At 43.4% G+C, this 17,156-nt stretch carries 15 protein-coding genes and 1 pseudogene; 8 read left to right on the top strand and 8 right to left on the bottom strand.

Annotated features, from left to right (window positions below):
• From ACP45E_RS07530 to ACP45E_RS07505, 6 genes are all read left to right on the top strand, one after another.
• A partial coding sequence (locus ACP45E_RS07530; RefSeq protein ID WP_069584854.1) for an NAD(P)/FAD-dependent oxidoreductase occupies nucleotides 1-1,130 on the top strand: 1,130 nt, incomplete at its 5' end.
• The gene (locus ACP45E_RS07525; protein ID WP_017036540.1) at nucleotides 1,127-1,861 is read left to right on the top strand and encodes a DUF1365 domain-containing protein; all 735 of its coding nucleotides are present in this window, start codon (nucleotides 1,127-1,129) and stop codon (nucleotides 1,859-1,861) included. The genes ACP45E_RS07530 and ACP45E_RS07525, both read left to right, overlap by 4 nt.
• A 68-nt stretch (nucleotides 1,862-1,929) precedes the next feature.
• Nucleotides 1,930-3,210, top strand: coding sequence for an SAM-dependent methyltransferase (locus tag ACP45E_RS07520; protein WP_017037534.1), 1,281 nt, complete (start codon nucleotides 1,930-1,932; stop codon nucleotides 3,208-3,210).
• On the top strand, nucleotides 3,188-3,697 hold the full coding sequence (locus ACP45E_RS07515) for a DUF2878 domain-containing protein (protein WP_017037533.1): 510 nt from the start codon (nucleotides 3,188-3,190) through the stop codon (nucleotides 3,695-3,697). The genes ACP45E_RS07520 and ACP45E_RS07515 overlap by 23 nt, the downstream gene beginning before the upstream one ends.
• A 3-nt stretch (nucleotides 3,698-3,700) precedes the next feature.
• Complete coding sequence (locus ACP45E_RS07510; RefSeq protein ID WP_017037532.1) at nucleotides 3,701-4,204, top strand: chalcone isomerase family protein; 504 nt, start codon at nucleotides 3,701-3,703, stop codon at nucleotides 4,202-4,204.
• Nucleotides 4,201-4,722, top strand: coding sequence for a DUF3833 domain-containing protein (locus ACP45E_RS07505; protein ID WP_017037531.1), 522 nt, complete (start codon nucleotides 4,201-4,203; stop codon nucleotides 4,720-4,722). The genes ACP45E_RS07510 and ACP45E_RS07505 overlap by 4 nt, the downstream gene beginning before the upstream one ends.
• Before the next feature lie 84 nt (nucleotides 4,723-4,806).
• Here the strand turns inward: ACP45E_RS07505 and ACP45E_RS07500 are convergent, their stop codons facing one another.
• On the bottom strand, nucleotides 4,807-5,073 hold the full coding sequence (locus ACP45E_RS07500) for a hypothetical protein (protein WP_017036535.1): 267 nt from the start codon (nucleotides 5,071-5,073) through the stop codon (nucleotides 4,807-4,809).
• A gap of 567 nt (nucleotides 5,074-5,640) precedes the next feature.
• Here ACP45E_RS07500 and cspE point away from each other — a divergent pair.
• Nucleotides 5,641-5,853: a transcription antiterminator/RNA stability regulator CspE gene (gene cspE / locus ACP45E_RS07495; RefSeq protein WP_017036534.1), complete on the top strand. Its 213-nt coding sequence runs from the start codon at nucleotides 5,641-5,643 to the stop codon at nucleotides 5,851-5,853.
• 180 nt (nucleotides 5,854-6,033) lie between these two features.
• On the opposite strand, the gene ACP45E_RS07490 is transcribed toward cspE, so the two are convergent.
• Nucleotides 6,034-7,017: an arginine deiminase-related protein gene (locus tag ACP45E_RS07490; RefSeq protein WP_017037530.1), complete on the bottom strand. Its 984-nt coding sequence runs from the start codon at nucleotides 7,015-7,017 to the stop codon at nucleotides 6,034-6,036.
• Nucleotides 7,018-7,326: 309 nt separating this feature from the next.
• Between ACP45E_RS07490 and ACP45E_RS07485 the strand changes: the two genes are divergently transcribed.
• Nucleotides 7,327-9,162: an ABC transporter ATP-binding protein gene (locus ACP45E_RS07485; protein ID WP_017037529.1), complete on the top strand. Its 1,836-nt coding sequence runs from the start codon at nucleotides 7,327-7,329 to the stop codon at nucleotides 9,160-9,162.
• A 548-nt stretch (nucleotides 9,163-9,710) separates the two neighbouring features.
• Here ACP45E_RS07485 and ACP45E_RS07480 read toward each other — a convergent pair.
• The 6 genes and pseudogenes from ACP45E_RS07480 to ACP45E_RS07455 all read right to left on the bottom strand — a co-directional run.
• Nucleotides 9,711-11,387 (bottom strand): DUF342 domain-containing protein, encoded by a 1,677-nt coding sequence (locus ACP45E_RS07480; RefSeq protein ID WP_017036531.1) that lies wholly within the window; start codon nucleotides 11,385-11,387, stop codon nucleotides 9,711-9,713.
• Between the two features lie 260 nt (nucleotides 11,388-11,647).
• Nucleotides 11,648-13,354 carry an ABC transporter ATP-binding protein gene (locus ACP45E_RS07475; RefSeq protein ID WP_017037528.1) on the bottom strand — a complete coding sequence of 569 codons (1,707 nt, stop codon included), beginning with the start codon at nucleotides 13,352-13,354 and terminating at the stop codon, nucleotides 11,648-11,650.
• A 147-nt stretch (nucleotides 13,355-13,501) separates the two neighbouring features.
• Complete coding sequence (locus tag ACP45E_RS07470; protein WP_017037527.1) at nucleotides 13,502-15,640, bottom strand: TonB-dependent hemoglobin/transferrin/lactoferrin family receptor; 2,139 nt, start codon at nucleotides 15,638-15,640, stop codon at nucleotides 13,502-13,504.
• A gap of 102 nt (nucleotides 15,641-15,742) precedes the next feature.
• Nucleotides 15,743-16,288 carry a heme utilization protein HutZ gene (hutZ, locus tag ACP45E_RS07465; protein WP_017036527.1) on the bottom strand — a complete coding sequence of 182 codons (546 nt, stop codon included), beginning with the start codon at nucleotides 16,286-16,288 and terminating at the stop codon, nucleotides 15,743-15,745.
• Nucleotides 16,285-16,803 (bottom strand): heme utilization cystosolic carrier protein HutX, encoded by a 519-nt coding sequence (gene hutX / locus ACP45E_RS07460; protein ID WP_017036526.1) that lies wholly within the window; start codon nucleotides 16,801-16,803, stop codon nucleotides 16,285-16,287. The genes hutZ and hutX overlap by 4 nt, the downstream gene beginning before the upstream one ends.
• Before the next feature lie 10 nt (nucleotides 16,804-16,813).
• Nucleotides 16,814-17,156, bottom strand: a pseudogene (locus ACP45E_RS07455) (heme anaerobic degradation radical SAM methyltransferase ChuW/HutW); the annotation flags it as partial.

Genomic DNA, 17,156 nt, shown 5'->3' with positions numbered 1-17,156 from the left:
GCTCTTCCGATCTTCAAGGGAAAGAATACACCGTTGATACCGGGTTTATCGTCTTCAACAACAGAACCTACCCAAACTTCATTGAGCTATTGACACAATTAGGGATAAAACAGCAGAAGACGGAAATGAGCTTCAGTGTTCATAACCGACAAACCAAGTTTGAATACAACGGCCACGGAATTAATGCGCTGTTTGCCCAAAGAAGCAACATACTGAAACCAAAATTCTGGCGTTTAATTTATGAAATTATTAAATTCAACAACCTGTGTAAAAAAGCGTTTAGAGAAAATAATATACAAAGCCAGTCTTCGTTAGGTGAATTCTTAAAAGACAACGGATTCTCTTCATTTTTCAGCCAGCACTACATTCTACCGATGGGCGCAGCCATTTGGTCGACCAGCCTTGAAGAGATGGAAAAATTTGAACTCAAATTCTTTATTCAGTTCTTTTATCACCACGGGCTACTGAATATCGTCGACCGACCTCAGTGGTATGTGGTACCTGGTGGTTCAAGAGAGTACGTTCAAGCAATTCAGTCAACATTAAGCAAGGCCATCATCACTAATGCAGACATCAAACACGTCAGTCGTATCGATGGACAGGCGGTTGTGACAATGGAAACCGGTGAATCGCACGCTTTTGATGATGTCATCTTTGCTTGCCACTCAGACCAGGCATTAAAACTACTCGCCCAACCTACAGAGCAAGAAACCAAGGTACTTTCTGGTATTCCATATAGCCGAAATGAAGTCGTACTGCACACCGATACCCGCTTACTTCCAGATCGAAAACTGGCCTGGGCGAGTTGGAATTACATGCTTGATGGAGATTTATCTCGACCTTCATGCGTCACTTACAATATGAATATCTTACAAGGCATTCAAAGTGATGACACTTTCTGTGTCACCCTCAATCAAACCGAAGCCATAAACCCAGAGAAAGTGATTCGAAGTTTTGTCTATCATCACCCAGTATTAGATGCATCAAGCGTTAAAGCGCAAAACCTACGATCAACCATCTGCGGTCAGAATGGTTTCCATTTCGTTGGCGCATACTGGTACAACGGCTTTCATGAAGATGGCGTTAAAAGTGCGCTAGACGTTACGCAACGATTCGGCCAAACACTATGACACAGAACAGCGGTATCTATTGGGGGAACGTGCGTCATCGCCGCTTAGGGGCGGTGAAGCACGAATTTAGCTACCAGCTATATATGCTGAGTATCGACCTTGATGAGTTGCCCGCTTTAGTCCAAAAGAGCTGGTTGTTTGGTGAACGGTGGTATAACCCCATTCGTTTCAATGAAAAAGATTACTTAAAAAATGAACCAGGGGAACTCAAGCAACGTATAAGTAACAAGGTAGAGCAGTTAGGTGGAAGCTGGTCTGCAGGGAATAGAGTGGTATTACTTGCACAAGCTCGATGCGTCGGTTTGTACTTTAGCCCGATTAATTGTTACTTCTGCTATGCAGACTCTGGTGAGTGCGAGTACTTACTTGCAGAAGTGAGTAACACGCCATGGAACAAACGCCACTACTATTTAATAAAGATGTCGTCAGAAATGAAGGTTAAGAAAGACTTTCACGTTTCACCTTTTATGGATATGGATATGGATTACCACTGGACAATAACGCCGCCCAATAAGAACACATTGGTTCATATCGAAAACCACAAGAAAGACAAAGTTTTTGATGCGACTTTAGCGCTAAAGAAACACGAATTCAGTGCAAAAGAGATCGGAAAGACAGTTCGTTCTATACCTATGATGACGTTAAAAATCGTCTCAGGTATTTATTGGCAAGCTCTTAAATTGTTCTTAAAGCGGGTTCCTTTTGTCCCGCATCCCGATACTCATGTTTAGCAGCAATACGAGTTTCAAACAAAATATATTTCACAACAATAATGACCGTTTTCTCAAGTGAGGTTCACATGGAACAATCTGCGAAACAAGCTCAAGGCTTAGCTTACAGTAACGAAAATATTGAAAGTCGTTCAACCAATAAATACAAAACGTTGATATTTTCTCTACTCACTCATATCAACCACGCGAGCCTAGAAATTGTTGACGGGGATGAACGTACACGGTTTGGTGATCAAGCATCATCGCTGCATGCGACCATTGTTATACACGACGCTTCTTTCTACAAAAATATGGTACTAAACGGTGGCATTGGCGCAGCAGAAGCCTACATCGATGGAAAATGGACGAGCCCGAACCTAACCAATCTCATTCAAGTGATGGCTATCAACCAAGACCAGTTAGACAAAATTGAAAACAAAGTACATTGGGTCAGCAAGATAAAGAAACAGTTCCTACGTTTTAAAAATGCCAACTCTGAAGATGGATCCAAACGAAACATTCTCGCTCACTATGATATTGGCAACGAACTCTACACCCGATTTTTAGACCCTGCTATGCAGTATTCTTGCGCTGTGTATGGTTCAAACGCAACGACTTTAGATGATGCGCAACAACTAAAAATGCAAACCATCTGTGAAAGACTGGAACTCAAAGAAACCGACCACGTAGTAGAAATAGGTACTGGTTGGGGTGGTCTAGCGATCTACATGGCACAGCATTTCGGATGCCACGTGACCACCACCACCATCTCCGATGCTCAGCATGAATACGCAGAGCAGAAAATCTCACAATTCGGCTTAGAAGACAAAATTACTTTACTCAAAAGTGACTACCGAAAACTGACCGGTCAGTACGATAAATTAGTGTCTGTCGAAATGATTGAAGCGGTAGGTCATGAGTACTTGCCAACATTTTTCAAAAAGTGTTCCGACTTACTAAAACCCGATGGAAAGATGTTAATTCAATCCATTACGATCGCCGACAGCCGTTACGATCGTTACCGCAAAAATGTCGATTTCATTCAAAAATACATATTCCCAGGTGGTTGTTTACCGTCGGTGTCGATCATGACGCAACAGATGGCCAACTGCACCGATTTAGTGACTCATGAGTTGCATGATATTGGCCTTCATTACGCTCGCACGCTCCACGATTGGCGTCAGCGATTTGAACAGTCCTGGCCTCAATTGGTTGAGCTTGGTTATAACGAAGAGTTTAAACGATTGTGGACTTTTTACTTGTGCTACTGCGAAGGTGCATTCTTACAACGAGTGATCAGTACCCACCATGTCGTTGCAAGAAAGCCACGATACAGAGGACAAAGTGATGCAGCGATTCTGGATTATTAATCTGGTTATTTTCCAGGCCAGTTGGTTTTGTGCAGCGTTCTTAAACCAACATGCAGGGCCACTCATGGCCGGGCTGTTGGTCGTCCATTTTTTACTCTCGCCAACCAAGAAGAAAGACCTGAATTTATTGCTACTGCTCCCTATCGGATTAGCCGCAGACAAGCTTCAATTGCATTTAGGTGTCTTTTCCGTTGGTAGCGAATTCTTCCCTATGTGGCTTCTGCTGATTTGGATCATGTTCATTATCAGCCTGAATCACAGCTTAAGTTGGTTGAACCGGTTTTCTTCATTGCCACTTGCTGTCATTGGCGCCCTAGGTGGAACCGCCAGTTACTGGGGAGGAATAAAAGCAGGCGTGATTGAACCACTGCTGCCTGCACACCAAGTCATATTGTCGTTAATGTTGGTCTGGGCAATATTGATGCCCACTTTTGTCCTTCTAAGAAGGAAAATAGAACGACCGACATGTGAACCAGTAACGGGGTGATTTATGTACAAATGGTTTTGTTTATGTTTTCTGCTGATCAGCAGTACTGTTTTAGCGTCGCCGATTAGAGATCTCAGCAAAGTCGGAACCGGAGAGATGAGTTACCTGTTCTGGACAATATACGAAGCTGAATACTACTCGGGCCAGCACGCTATTACAGGTGAACCCGATAAAAATAGGCAAGCACTCAAGATTGAATATCTGAAATCAATAGAAAGCAAAGCGCTTATTCAAGCCACCATAGAGCAATGGCAGCACTTAAATTATGACGCTAATGACATTGAACAATGGGCAGCGTCGTTAGAAAACCTTTGGCCAAACGTTGAACCAGGCAACACCTTGACTCTGCTGCTTGAAGAAGATGGACGTAGCGAATTTTACTTCAATAATGAGCTCATAGGCACCATAGGTTCAGAAAGCTTTGGGACTGCATTTCTCTCGATATGGCTGTCGGAAAAAACCTCTGAGCCAGAGCTTCGTCGTCAATTACTGGGATTAAATAGATGAAAAGAATAGTCATTTTAGCGTTGACCATCATGCTAAGCGCATGCGGAAATGCAACGTTAGATAAACATAAATATACCTTTCCTGAGCTCAAGTTAGAGCAATTTTTTGATGGTGAACTTGTCGCCTACGGCATGGTTTTGGATCGCTCAGGTAATCTGTTACGTCGTTTTGAAGTCAAACTGCTCGCCTCTTGGCAAGGTGATACAGGAGAGATAAAAGAATGGTTTGAGTTTGATGACGGTGAGAAGTCGACTCGTAATTGGCAGCTCAAAAACATTGGCAATAACCAGTATGAGGGGACGGCTGAAGACGTGGTAGGCACAGCGACAGGCAGAACAGAAGGTGCTGCCTTATATTGGCAGTACGACCTAGAAATTCCCGTTGATGGAACCACTTATCAAGTCACTCTAGACGATTGGATGTTCCTGATAGACGAAAAGCGTCTGTTTAACAAAACCGATATGTCGAAGTGGGGCATTAATGTTGGTGAGATAATATTGTATATAGAAAAGAAATAACTGACATCAAAAGACAAAAAACCCCGACGAGCACACCGTTGGGGTTTTGTTTTATACACAGTACAAACAGATCTAAATGACGTTCTAAACTAGATCGTCTGGGTCTGGAGTCGTAAATGCCGCAGAAATTCTCTCTAGCTCTTCTTGCTCTTTCAACTTAATTTCTTCTTGGCGGGCTAATTTTCTTTCATTCAGCGCTTTACGCTCTGATTTAGTAAGAAATTTAACCGCTTTTTTATTAGTAAGAGCATAAGCTATTACGTCTTCGCCTTTTTCTCTGCGTTCATTCACCCTTTGTGAAAAACGCTCGTCATCACGCGCTTTGCGTTCTTCGGCATTTAACTTGCTCATTGCTCATATTCTCTTTGGTTAATCATTGTAAGTTCAATCGAAATGACAGTGTTTGAATGTCTGCATTTCTGATGCAATAGATGTTAGCACACTCCTGCTCAAGACAAGCATACTGCTCAATAATTCCTAACCCTCTTTACGTCATCAACGTGGGAATGTAAGTGAAAATAGCGAGCAAAGATGAAAAACACGAGAGTAACGTGTTAGAAAACACACAAGGCTACAGAACGAGCGTAGCGCGTGACGCTAGGCTGCTATTCATATTTATTTCATGCTCATGAAGCAAAAATGACTCAAACTGCGTCTATTCTAAATACTCCATGACGCGACACTCTAAATAAAAGAAGAAAGTACTGTACAATAAAAACACAGCGTGTATTATACCGCTCAGTTGTTCAGAGAGTTATTAAATGCAGCATCAAGTACAAGTAAAACATCCACTATTAAAACCACGTTTTTGTAGCTAGGCGTTTCCCTTTTATTTTAGCGTAACATGACATAATTCAACTCATTGGCATTTGGCTAATGTTGAACTTTTTCTTAAATTAAATAAATAAGGGACATAACATGTCTAACTCAATTACTGGTACTGTAAAATGGTTCAACGAAACTAAAGGTTTCGGTTTCCTTACTCAAGATAACGGCGGCGCAGACGTATTCGTACATTTCCGTGCTATCGCTTCTGAAGGTTTCAAAACTCTTAACGAAGGCCAAAAAGTGTCTTTCGAAGTAGAGCAAGGTCAAAAAGGCCTTCAAGCTAGCAACGTAGTAGCTATCTAATTTAGCTCTACTAGCATTAGCTAATAGAATATATAAAGGTCGCCATTGGCGGCCTTTTTTGTGCTCGTTGATTGTCTACATGCGGGCTTTTCTTCATAAAACAGACCCAAAAAAACGAAGTTCACAAGTAATGCGAACTCCGTTTTAAGATCCGAATGAATAGCTTGCGGTTTACATCTTTTAAAGCAACTTCTTCCTAGTCGGCAAAAACACTTCCCCTAGCATACAGCGAACACTGCCTCCACCAATCGATTCAATTGTCTTGACATCAAATGGCAATAACTTCCCATGGGTTGAAAGCTGGGCTATCTGCGCCGGTGAAAAAGCGTTATAAGCTGAAAGAGACATGGCAATCACCTTGGTTCCGTTCACGGTTTCAAGCTGAAGAATATTGCCACAAAACTGATTCATTTGTTCAATCGATATTGAAATCACTTGTTTCGATTTCGACAACGACTTCAGCACAAAACGTCGTTCAAACTCTGGGATAACTTCATCGCATATCACCGTGAAAGTTTCTCCAATCGCCATCATTACATTCGTATGGTAAACAGGCTGACCTGATTCTAAAGCCGTCTGAAACGAAATCACTCGATTGTAACCTATGCGCTTCGCATATTCTTCCAGAACCTCTCGGTCACAGCGTTGTGATAAAGCGGCGTATATCGTCCGATTAGTATGATCTTTCACCATCACACCCGTACTTTCTAAATACGCATTGTGCTCCGTGTACTCTTGCAGCGAGTCAATGTACTTCACGGGGCGACCCGCGTCCTCTAAAGAGGCTACCAACTGTTCGATACGCACCTCATGTCGTCGGTTTTTACACGCCATAGGGAAGGTGTATAGCTCACCAGAAGAAGTCGTGCTAAACCAGTTGTTTGGGAACACGGCATCAGGAGTGGCTGTCTCAGAGGGCTGATAATCAAAATCGATCACTTGAACCCCTTCTGAACGCAAGCCAGAGAGCATAGCGCGATACTCCGCCATCGTCTTTTGATGAATTTGATCAGGGGTCAGATCGAGCTGATGCTGAAACTCATTGTCTTTTGCCGTCTCAGGGTTAAAAGTAAACTCTTTTGGTGGCACCATGAGGACACAATTGGCATTTTGAGTATTAGCAGTCTGATTAGGTAAAGCTGCTGGCTTTTTACTTTGCAACATCGTCTTAGCTCTTTTTTACTTACGATTCGCAATTGTAAACACTTTGTTAACTGTGTTTTTACTGAATTAACGAGCATCTCCATTATCAAATCCAACTATTAACTGGGAAATTATCGTTTAGCAGTAATATTTACTGTCATGTATACCCTATCGTATGCGTTAGGTAAAAACCGTTGTATTGGTGCACATAACATATTAGTGACATTTCATATCCAATCGTTATACCATAGCGACGCCTCTTTTTTCCTCTCATGAATGACAAGTACACCGATAAAAACACTGAGAATTGGCATATTATTAGGATGATTTATGTTTAAAAAGTTTGAAAGTTTTACCAAACCTTTCCCCAATGAAGAGCCCAAACAACCGCCTAAAGGGATTTTTGCTTTCTGCCGTTATTACACGCGCGGGTTTGAAGTCCCACTGATTATCATGTCGATCATGTCTACCATTGTTGCGATTGTTGAAGTCTCTCTATTTGGGGCAATGGGACAGTTGGTCGATTGGCTTTCGACCAGTAACCCTGAAACGTTCTGGCAAGACAACAGCAGCGTATTAATTGGTTACGGAATACTATTGCTCGTGATCATGCCTGTTCTCGCCGTGGCATACTCTCTGCTCATCCACCAAACGCTTCTTGGCAACTACCCAATGTCGATTCGCTGGCTGGCGCATCGATACTTGCTAAAGCAAAGCGTGAACTTCTATCAAGATGATTTCGCTGGCCGCATTGCAACAAAAGTCATGCAAACCTCACTCGCTGTACGTGAAACCGTCATGAAAACCATGGATGTCTTCGTCTATGTTTCGGTCTATTTTACGTCGATGGTAGTACTGCTCGCTTATGCAGATTGGCGTTTAATGATCCCTATGGTCATTTGGCTAGCTTGCTACGTAGGAATTCAGCTTTATTTTATCCCTAAACTAAAAAGCGTTGCCGCAGACCAAGCAGACGCTCGATCGACAATGACAGGACGAATAGTCGATAGCTACACCAATATCTCGACCGTTAAGCTGTTTTCACATAGTAAACGCGAAACCGACTATGCCGAAGAAGGCATGAAAGGCTTCCTGAATACTGTTTACAAGCAAATGCGCCTTGTAACAGGCTTTGATGTCTTGGTCGAAATCACCAACTATGTGCTGGTTTTTGCCGTAGCGGCTATATCGATATTTTTATGGATGGACGGTTCCATTACGGTTGGGGCCATTGCTATTGCAATAAGCTTAGCACTTCGTATTAATGGTATGTCGATGTGGATCATGTGGGAAGTCAGTGCCCTATTTGAAAATATGGGTACTGTTGTTGATGGCATGAAAACCCTTGCTAAACCGGTGGATATTGTCGACAAGCCAGAAGCTAAGCCGCTAGAGGTCCCGCACGGTGGAATCAGCTTTGAAGATGTCAGTTTTCACTATGGCGAAAACAAAGGTGTCATTAGCCACCTTAATCTCGACATTAGGCCAGGCGAAAAAGTCGGGTTAGTGGGAAGATCTGGAGCAGGTAAATCCACCTTAGTGAATCTGCTGCTTCGTTTCCATGATGTAGAAAGTGGAAAAATTAAGATCGATGGGCAAGTCATTTCAGACATCACTCAAGATTCGCTTCGTAGTAACATCGGAATGGTGACCCAAGATACCTCGCTATTACACCGATCGATTCGTGACAACATCTTGTATGGTAATCCCGACGCCACCGAAGAAGAGTTAATCAAAGCGACCAAACAAGCTCACGCTGATACGTTTATTCAAGACCTTACCGACCCATTTGGTAACACCGGTTATGATGCGCAAGTTGGCGAGCGAGGTGTCAAACTGTCTGGAGGCCAACGCCAGAGAGTTGCCATCTCACGAGTTCTGTTAAAAGACGCACCTTTATTGGTCTTGGATGAAGCGACATCTGCACTCGATTCAGAAGTTGAAGCCGCAATTCAAGAGAGCTTAAATGAGCTAATGGAAGGTAAGACGGTTATCGCAATTGCGCACCGATTATCGACCATCGCGGCAATGGATCGCTTGATCGTTCTTGATCAAGGTACGATTGTGGAGCAAGGCTCCCACCAAGAACTGATCAGCCAAAAAGGGATTTATGCTCAATTGTGGGCGCATCAAACCGGTGGTTTTATCGGTGAAGATAGCCAATAAAGTCGTTGATGTTCATGATAAAAAAGAGCCGCTGGCTCTTTTTTTTTGAATGCCCAATGATTAATGATCGATTTTACTCGATTTTCCGTACATCTCTGTACTGGCTGAACACATCATAGTTTAATAGACACTGATCACATCATTATTCTAATACTCCTATCATCTTGCTTAATAATGTGACTTAGATCGTGGCGATAATGAAGATTCAAGGCTAGATTGAATACAGGCTAAATAAAAACATTGAGTTAGATTAACACTCACGAAAGCCTCGATAAAATGAAGAGAGGATAAAATGAAAAAAATGAGAAGAGCGCAATTGCATCGCATTCGAGTTCAATACTGGAAAGACACCAGTAAAGATGCAAAAACTGCATAAACGTGAATTGTAATAACCCTACCAATATCTATCTGGTCTACATCCAGAAAAGTAAGGGTAACCATTTATAAACGTAGGTTTTATAAGTGTAGATTTCAAAAACAAAAAGCTGGCTTATTGCCAGCTTTAATATTTACAGACCCTATTTGGATCCTATTAACTGTCGAGTGCGCTACAATTCTGTCACCGCTTCATCGCCCATCATTGATACACAGTTAATCTCATACTGATTAAAGGTAAACACACTCGGGCCATGGCTGCGCTTCGTGATCACCTTTTCATCGCCAAACTGGACCGTCACATGGGAATAGACCTTATTCTTGGCTTCCACGGTGTTCGTCTCCAACAAGGCCTCAAACTCTTCTTTACACATTTCAACCGCAAGCTTGGCTTTTTCTAGCTTATTGTTTTCTCGCAGTTTCAACTGTTCCAATTTCTGCTCATCTTCATCACTGCGCTCAGATTTCGGTGTTTTCTTGAATTCTAGCTCTCGTCTCACGACGTCCATTGTCGATTCTTGAGCCTCCTTATAACTCGCTTTAAGCTTAGAGATTCGCTCTTTATACATGGCAAACTTAGCAAAGCCTTCTAAATGAGTGGCGGTATCACCTTCCACCCCAAGGTTAATACAAGTTACCTTACCCCCGACTTTTGCTTCTCCGCCACTCAGCGTTCCTTGTTTGCCATTGCTATCGCTAACATGCAAATCTTTACCACAGCGGAGAACATTGTTTAAACAGTGTACTGACAGGTGGATATCTTCCGCCGCTTGCAGCTCTGAAAATTGTGCATAATTGGCTTTGATCGAACCACCTGATTTGACAATACAGCTTTTGGGATCACCTTCAGAAACGGTGTGACCAATGATCCCTTTCGCCACTTCAATATTACCTTGAGCTTGCACATTGGCACTTTCAATAAAGCCACCAACGGTGATCGAACCCGTCGCTCTCACCATCATGTCAGACTCAATATTGCCTTTCACCACAATAGAGCCTTTAAACTTAATATGGCCCGTCGCAACACCAATATTGCCTAAACAAAGGGCATTATCTACGTCGACCGTCTTCTCTTTTATGATTGGCATACCAGAGACACTGGCCAGCAATAAATTGGGATTATTAGGGGAAATATGAGAGCCTTTCCCTGCCACCAGCGCCTTGTCTTGTCCGGGCTTAGTCGGAATGACTTTACCTTGAACCGTCATACCTGGAGTCCCTTTGGTGGAAGGAATACGCTCCATTAAAGGCTCGTCGATGTCGACCGTGATCGTTTCGCCAAGGTCAAGCATATCCACTTTATCGCCACCATCATTCGCCTGCGGGGCCAAAACTTGGTGAGTGACATCCTCAACTAAGGCGACAAACTTGGCATCTTTTCCTTCTACCGGTTTCATGCCTTTCGCAACAGGTTGAGTAAACGTTTCTCCTGGCTTGAGTTGATTACTCATCACGAGTACTTTTTTCAACGCAAGTTTGTTAATCCCTTTCGTCACTTGCGCCTGCGCCAGACAATGAATAATTTCATTGCCTCTCAGCCCTCGGCCACCATAAGCGCCTGTAACAGTAATGCTTGCCAGCATATCCCCGTCTGATAAATCGACTTTAGCTTGCGCATTGCGAACTTCCGCGATAACAACCCCATCATAGGCGTCTTTTTTAAGGTCTTTAGCCAGCTTAACAAAACGCAGCATATCCTCTTCTAAGACGAACATGTGATCAGCCTCAAGATCCACTAACGTCTCTTGAAGCCCTGTTGAATCGAAATTCTTGTCGACAGTGATCGCTGCGGGTAAACGAGCAATCACCTGCTGTCCGTTATCTGACAGTGAGATGAATTTTTTCCACATACAACGTACCTAATAAAGGAATGCAACCATTTGATTCAGTTTATACAATTTGTTTTGGGTGAAAAATACATCAGTCTCAAAACTAAGGCGTACATCACTAAGGTGATATCTCTTCCACAAAACTGCTTGCCACTTAATGCTAGCTGTCTTCTGCTGATAGCACATTATCTCGCCTTAGCGGTATCAGCAGACGTTGTTATAAGAAGCAATAATCTTGCCACTCAGCTGGATTATGCATATTTAAACCATTCCCACACGCCCTAGCCATACAAAGTCTGGTACAGGCCGTTTTCCATCACCAATTGTTGGTGTTGGCCTGATTGAATCACTTTGCCATCTTCTAGGACATAGATGACGTCAGCTTGCTTAACTGCCGATAAACGGTGCGCAACAATGAGTGTCGTTTTACCCACAAGAAACGATTTCATGGCTTGATGAAGTGATGATTCCGTTGCTGTGTCTAGCGCTGATGTCGCTTCATCTAAGATCACGAAGTCTGGATTAGTTAACACCATCCGAGCAATGGCTAGGCGCTGTCTTTGCCCACCTGAAAGCCGTACACCTTGTCGTCCCAATTGCGAATCTAACCCTTCAGGCATGCTGTTAATGGCTTCCGTTAACTGGGCAACACTAAGCGCCGCATACAGCTCGTCATCAGTATGTTGTTCGCCTAACGTTAGATTCTGTCTTACCGTATCGTTGAAAATAATCGGCTGTTGCAATACCGGCGCGATTCTCTTTCGAAGTGCTTCGTAACCCACCGACTCAATCGGATGGCCATTGATCAATATGTCACCGCTTTCTTTCTGATAAATCCCCAAGAGTAATTGAATCAGGGTTGATTTTCCTCCACCAGAAGCTCCCACCAACGCCACGCACTGACCTTTTTGGATGGTCAAATTTAGGTTATCCAGCACGGTCCTCTCTCCATCAAATGAAAAACAAACGTTCCTGCATTCAATCTCAAATGACTCGTTGTCTTTAAATGGGTTTACGGTCGCAACCGGTCGTTTTTCGTCTTCCAGAGCTAACAAGGTGTTGATGCGTTTCATCGCGGCACTGGCACTGAACCACGAGTATTGGATACTCAGTAAATCTTGAATAGGCGAAAGCATGAACCAGAGATAACCGAAGATGGCAAAGATTTGGCCAACACTGAGATCCCCCATCAACACGAGCACGACCGCCGCTGCACGAAAGATTTCAAACCCAACGAGAAACATGAGAAAAGAGACTCGATTTGCCGCGTCAGATTGCCAGGCGTAACTATCAGCATCAATTCGAATATTGTTGGAATCTTCCTTGAGTTTGGTGAGATACAGCTGCTCTCGGCTAGAAGCGCGCAGTTGATAAAGGCCTTCTAGTGTCTCAACGAGTCGTTGTTGAAAACGCTCAAACGAACGATTTTCACGCTTTTTCAGCGTCTTAACTCTTTGTCCCATTAATCGAGAAAAATAAACAATGACAGGGTTAAGCAGCACGATAAAAAGCGCTAACTTCCAATCTAACCAAAACAAAACTGCCGCGATCCCAAGCGTGCTTAAAACCGCTATTAAGAAACGACTTAATGCGCCGCCAATGAATTGGTCGATGGTCTCAACATCGGTAACAAAATGGGCGGTAAGACTGCCACTGCCTAGTTCTTCATATTGACGCATGCTTATGTTGCCCAGCTTTGTGAGTAGCTGTTCGCGCACCATTCCTGTTAGCGATTTCGATATTAAAGTGAACTGCCTTGTTTGGTATATATTCAATGCTTGACTCGCCAATCGCATGACTACAACCAGCAAGGTGACAATAACGACATACCCAACCGGAGTCTGCCAAGGCTGGGGAACAAATGAATCTAACAATGCAATGCCGGCAGCGGGTTGTTGTAAAACAACTTCATCAATGAGCAGTGGCATCAATAACGGAATGGGAACACTCAAAAGTGTGGCAAAAATGGCAACAACATTCGCTACCATGATTTTGTGTTTGTGTTTAGCGGCCTGCTCTATTAGCCAGGTTCTATTGATCAATAACGTCGGCAAAATACTTCTCGTCTTATACAATAAGACCGCTCTGCATAAGAAGAGCGGTCGGTTTAGATTATCCGTGGAGGCTAAGAGAATTTAGAAATCGTACTTAGCGGTAATCGCGAAGCTTCGACCAGCCTGAGTATAGAACTTATCTTCTTCCGTTTGACCACGAACATCACTCCAGTTGTAGTACTCTTCATCTGTTGCGTTGAAGATACCCGCTCGTAACGTGACGTCTTTCATCGGCACGTAATACGCGGTTAAATCAACCACCGTTGAACTGTTAGGCGTAAACATCTCACTAGGTTGTCCCATACGGTTAGTTTCTGCGGTTACGTCAGATTGCTTTTTCTTCGCGGTGTAAGTCACTTTTAGTGAACTTCCCCAAACATTTGACGGTGCATCGTAGTTTAGGCCCAGTACCGCATTCCAAGGATTCACTGAATTCAATGGATCCTTGTTTCCGTCTTTGCCTTCTGTATACGCTGCGGCAACACGCGTACTCACGCCCTCAGCGCTGCCTGTGAGTTCATACCAATCCAATGTATTGGCAAACTCAACCCCTTTGATGGTCGCTTGGTTGATGTTCACATATTGGTATTCAGCAACCCGACCGTTCATACCTGTGTTTTGGTAATCAATAAAGTTGTCGTAGTCACTGTAAAAGACCGCCACTTCGGTTGAACTCATCGCTGTATCATGACGCCAGCCTAGCTCGTAAGAGACACTCTCTTCTGCTTCTAGATCCGGGTTAGGGATGCTGGCATAGCCGTGCATCGGATTACCGAATGAATAGAAGAGCTCTTGGAAATCTGGTGCACGGAAGCCTTGGCTGACTTGAGCAAAGATTTTGTTCTCTTGATTAAGAGAATAAAGCGCCCCTAAACGGCCAGTCACCGCTGAATCAGAATAGGCTTTGTAGAGCGTAGGATCGTACATTCCACCTTCAGGGAAGTTATTACCCGGATCGGTTTCAAAAGAATCGAATCGAACTCCTGGAGTTAGTATCAAATTGCCCATCGTGATTTCATCTTGGGCAAAAAAACCGTAACGCGTTTCAGACGCTTCCGGCATGTAGAAAACCACATTGTCAGCGTTTAGCGAGTTGTACTCGCTGTTGGTGTTAGCAATGTCTTTATTTGAGAACGAAGCGCCATACACAACAAAGTGTTCTGCTGAACCGATTTCAAAGAACTTATCGAGCTGAATATCAGCTTGAATGCCTTCGTCACTGTATACGTAATCTTTTTTCTGCACGTTACCCGGAGTATAACCGCGGCTTCTACTTGCAAACGTACGATCAGTAATGCCGTTCTGATCTTTGACCTGATAATCCAACTGCCACGTCAACTTGTCCGCGGCTAAGGATTCCATCGCCCAAATATGTTTCAAGCCAATGCGATAACGATCACTGATGTCTTCACCCGAGTAGTCGGTATATAAATCATCGGAAAACTGAGTCTTGATCGTGCTATTGACGTATTCGCCAGTAAATTCTAAACGGTGCGCTTGATTCAATTGATATTGAAGTTTGAGCAATAAGTTATTGGCATCAGAACTCTGTGGATCCACATGACCAAAATTATCGATTTCTTCACCATCTCGCCTTGTATACGCGACTAAGGTTTCTAAATCACCGAAACGATTTGCCAGTGCCACCGACTCACTGAAGGTATTGTCCGCCGATGAGAAGTTGAATTTAGCATGGCCGCCAACGTCTTTTCCGTCCGCTAAGAAATCAATCGGATCTTTGGTTTCAAATGCAACAATACCGCCAATGGCATCACTGCCTTGTAAAGAAGAAGCCGCACCTTTCACCACTTCAACGGATTTGATCATATCGATATCAACGTCTACTCGACCCGAGTTGATAAAGGAAGAGACATTTTTGAATTGGTTTGGCTGTGAAACGCCATCCACCAAAATCTTAATTCGATTTCCTTCCATTCCACGAATGTTAATGCTCTGAATGCCCTGGCGAGAGTCCGATTGAACATCAACACCAGGTGTATAGCTGAAAAGGTCATCGACACTGTTCGCCAAATTCTCTTCAATTTCCTGATCACTGATGACCGTCACAGAGGCAGCGGTATCCTGAATAGTTTGATTCGTGCGGGTACTAGACACCACAACTTGATCTAACGTGAATACTTCATCTTGTGCCAAAGCAACGGCACTATTTGATGAAAGAATCGCAGCAACCACCACGGCTAAAGGTTTTTTGTTAAGCATTTTTGTTCCTATTCCTAAATTTTGGGCAATAGAGTCCGTTGAGCAGATCGTCATGAACTGCCCTTATTATTTGAGTGCTCTATTGAATTTTATGTATTACGGCTAGCTTATTTCACTGCTCTCTGTGCTTCGTTTCTGCTCTTGAACATGCCCTTCGGTGAGGTGCATAAAACTGAGTAACTCATCACCGCTTACGTTAAACGCTTTACCAAAGCCTTTCACGTAGCGGCCTTTTTCGGGGACAAGTTGATAAAGGTTAAAATCGCCTAGCGTACTAAGGTTATCGATAATCTCACCAAAACGATGTCGCATGGCCGCTATCGCTTCAACACCGATGTCTGATTGCTTATCAATACAGGCAGCTTGGGTGTCAAAAGTGAGTCGGCGACGAGCGTAAATCGATTTCGCCTCTGCTTCATCTTCAATCATCATGATAGAGACCGATTTGGCGTGTTTTAGATTCTGCCCATGTTGAGCAATATCGCTGATCAAAATGAAGTATCCATGCGATGTGTGAGCAAATGGAGAGTAGCTCACGTGAGGAATACCATGATTCAAGGTCGCCAATTGGAGTGTTTGGCAACTTTCTCTAAACTCTTGAATTTCTGGTCCTAAGCGATCTTGTAGTCTCTGTTGTTTGTCTATCACGCTGTGTATTCCTTCTTTAACGCTTTAAATGCTTCGATTTGTTGTGGAATTAATTGACGGCTTTTGTCGCGCCCAAGATACACCTTAAAAACACAATGTCCTTGCTGTGTATAAAAACCCATGTAGTGACTTTCCATCGACCTAAATGGCTTACTAACAAACGCGATGTGCTTTACAAGGTCGATTTTCAAATGACCATGTAGCCCTTCTTTACCCATAATGTTGTAATATCCATGCGCCACTTTTCCTTTAGGAAACGGGTTTTTGAATTCAAATATCGACCCAAAAGAGTGCACGATTGTGGTGACCTTACCCCATTCTGGCAGTTGGCTAAGAATGGCTTCGGTGTTTTTTCCTTCGGTCACTGAAACACACTCGTCAGGCAGTGCGAGCGTAACCTCACCTTCTGTTAGGCCAAGTTGTTCTGCTAACGTTGATACTGCAATACCGCTTTCTTTTTCTAGCGACTGAGCGACTTTTTCTTTCACTTCGATGTAAGAACTGCTTAAAAACATCATGACTCCATTAAGCTACATTTGTGTTTGATTGACTTTGATTAAAAAGCGGTCGAATCACTTGGATAGTATTTTGTGCCAACGTTGTCGACCAAAACTGCCCAGCGAGCGAGAGTTCGACATATTGCTGACTCACCTCAACCAAGCCATTTTTTTGCCACGCTTTGAACAGTGGAATTAACGCATCAAATACCGGGAAATTCGCCACTGAATCCAAATTTGCTTTGGATAAGACACCACGATCAAAGTGCGACTTAATCGCGCTTTCTATTGCGGCATTGGGTGGGACATTCATGGCCCCCGCGACTGGAAACCTCTGATCTTCAATCGCCTTGATGTACTGATCCATGTCC

Origin of the sequence: Vibrio genomosp. F10 str. 9ZD137, from assembly GCF_049974785.1 — a bacterium.
In the GTDB taxonomy this organism is placed as follows: domain Bacteria; phylum Pseudomonadota; class Gammaproteobacteria; order Enterobacterales; family Vibrionaceae; genus Vibrio.
The sequence above is the reverse complement of the archived record's forward strand: the minus strand, read 5'-3'. Positions and strand labels throughout refer to the sequence as shown.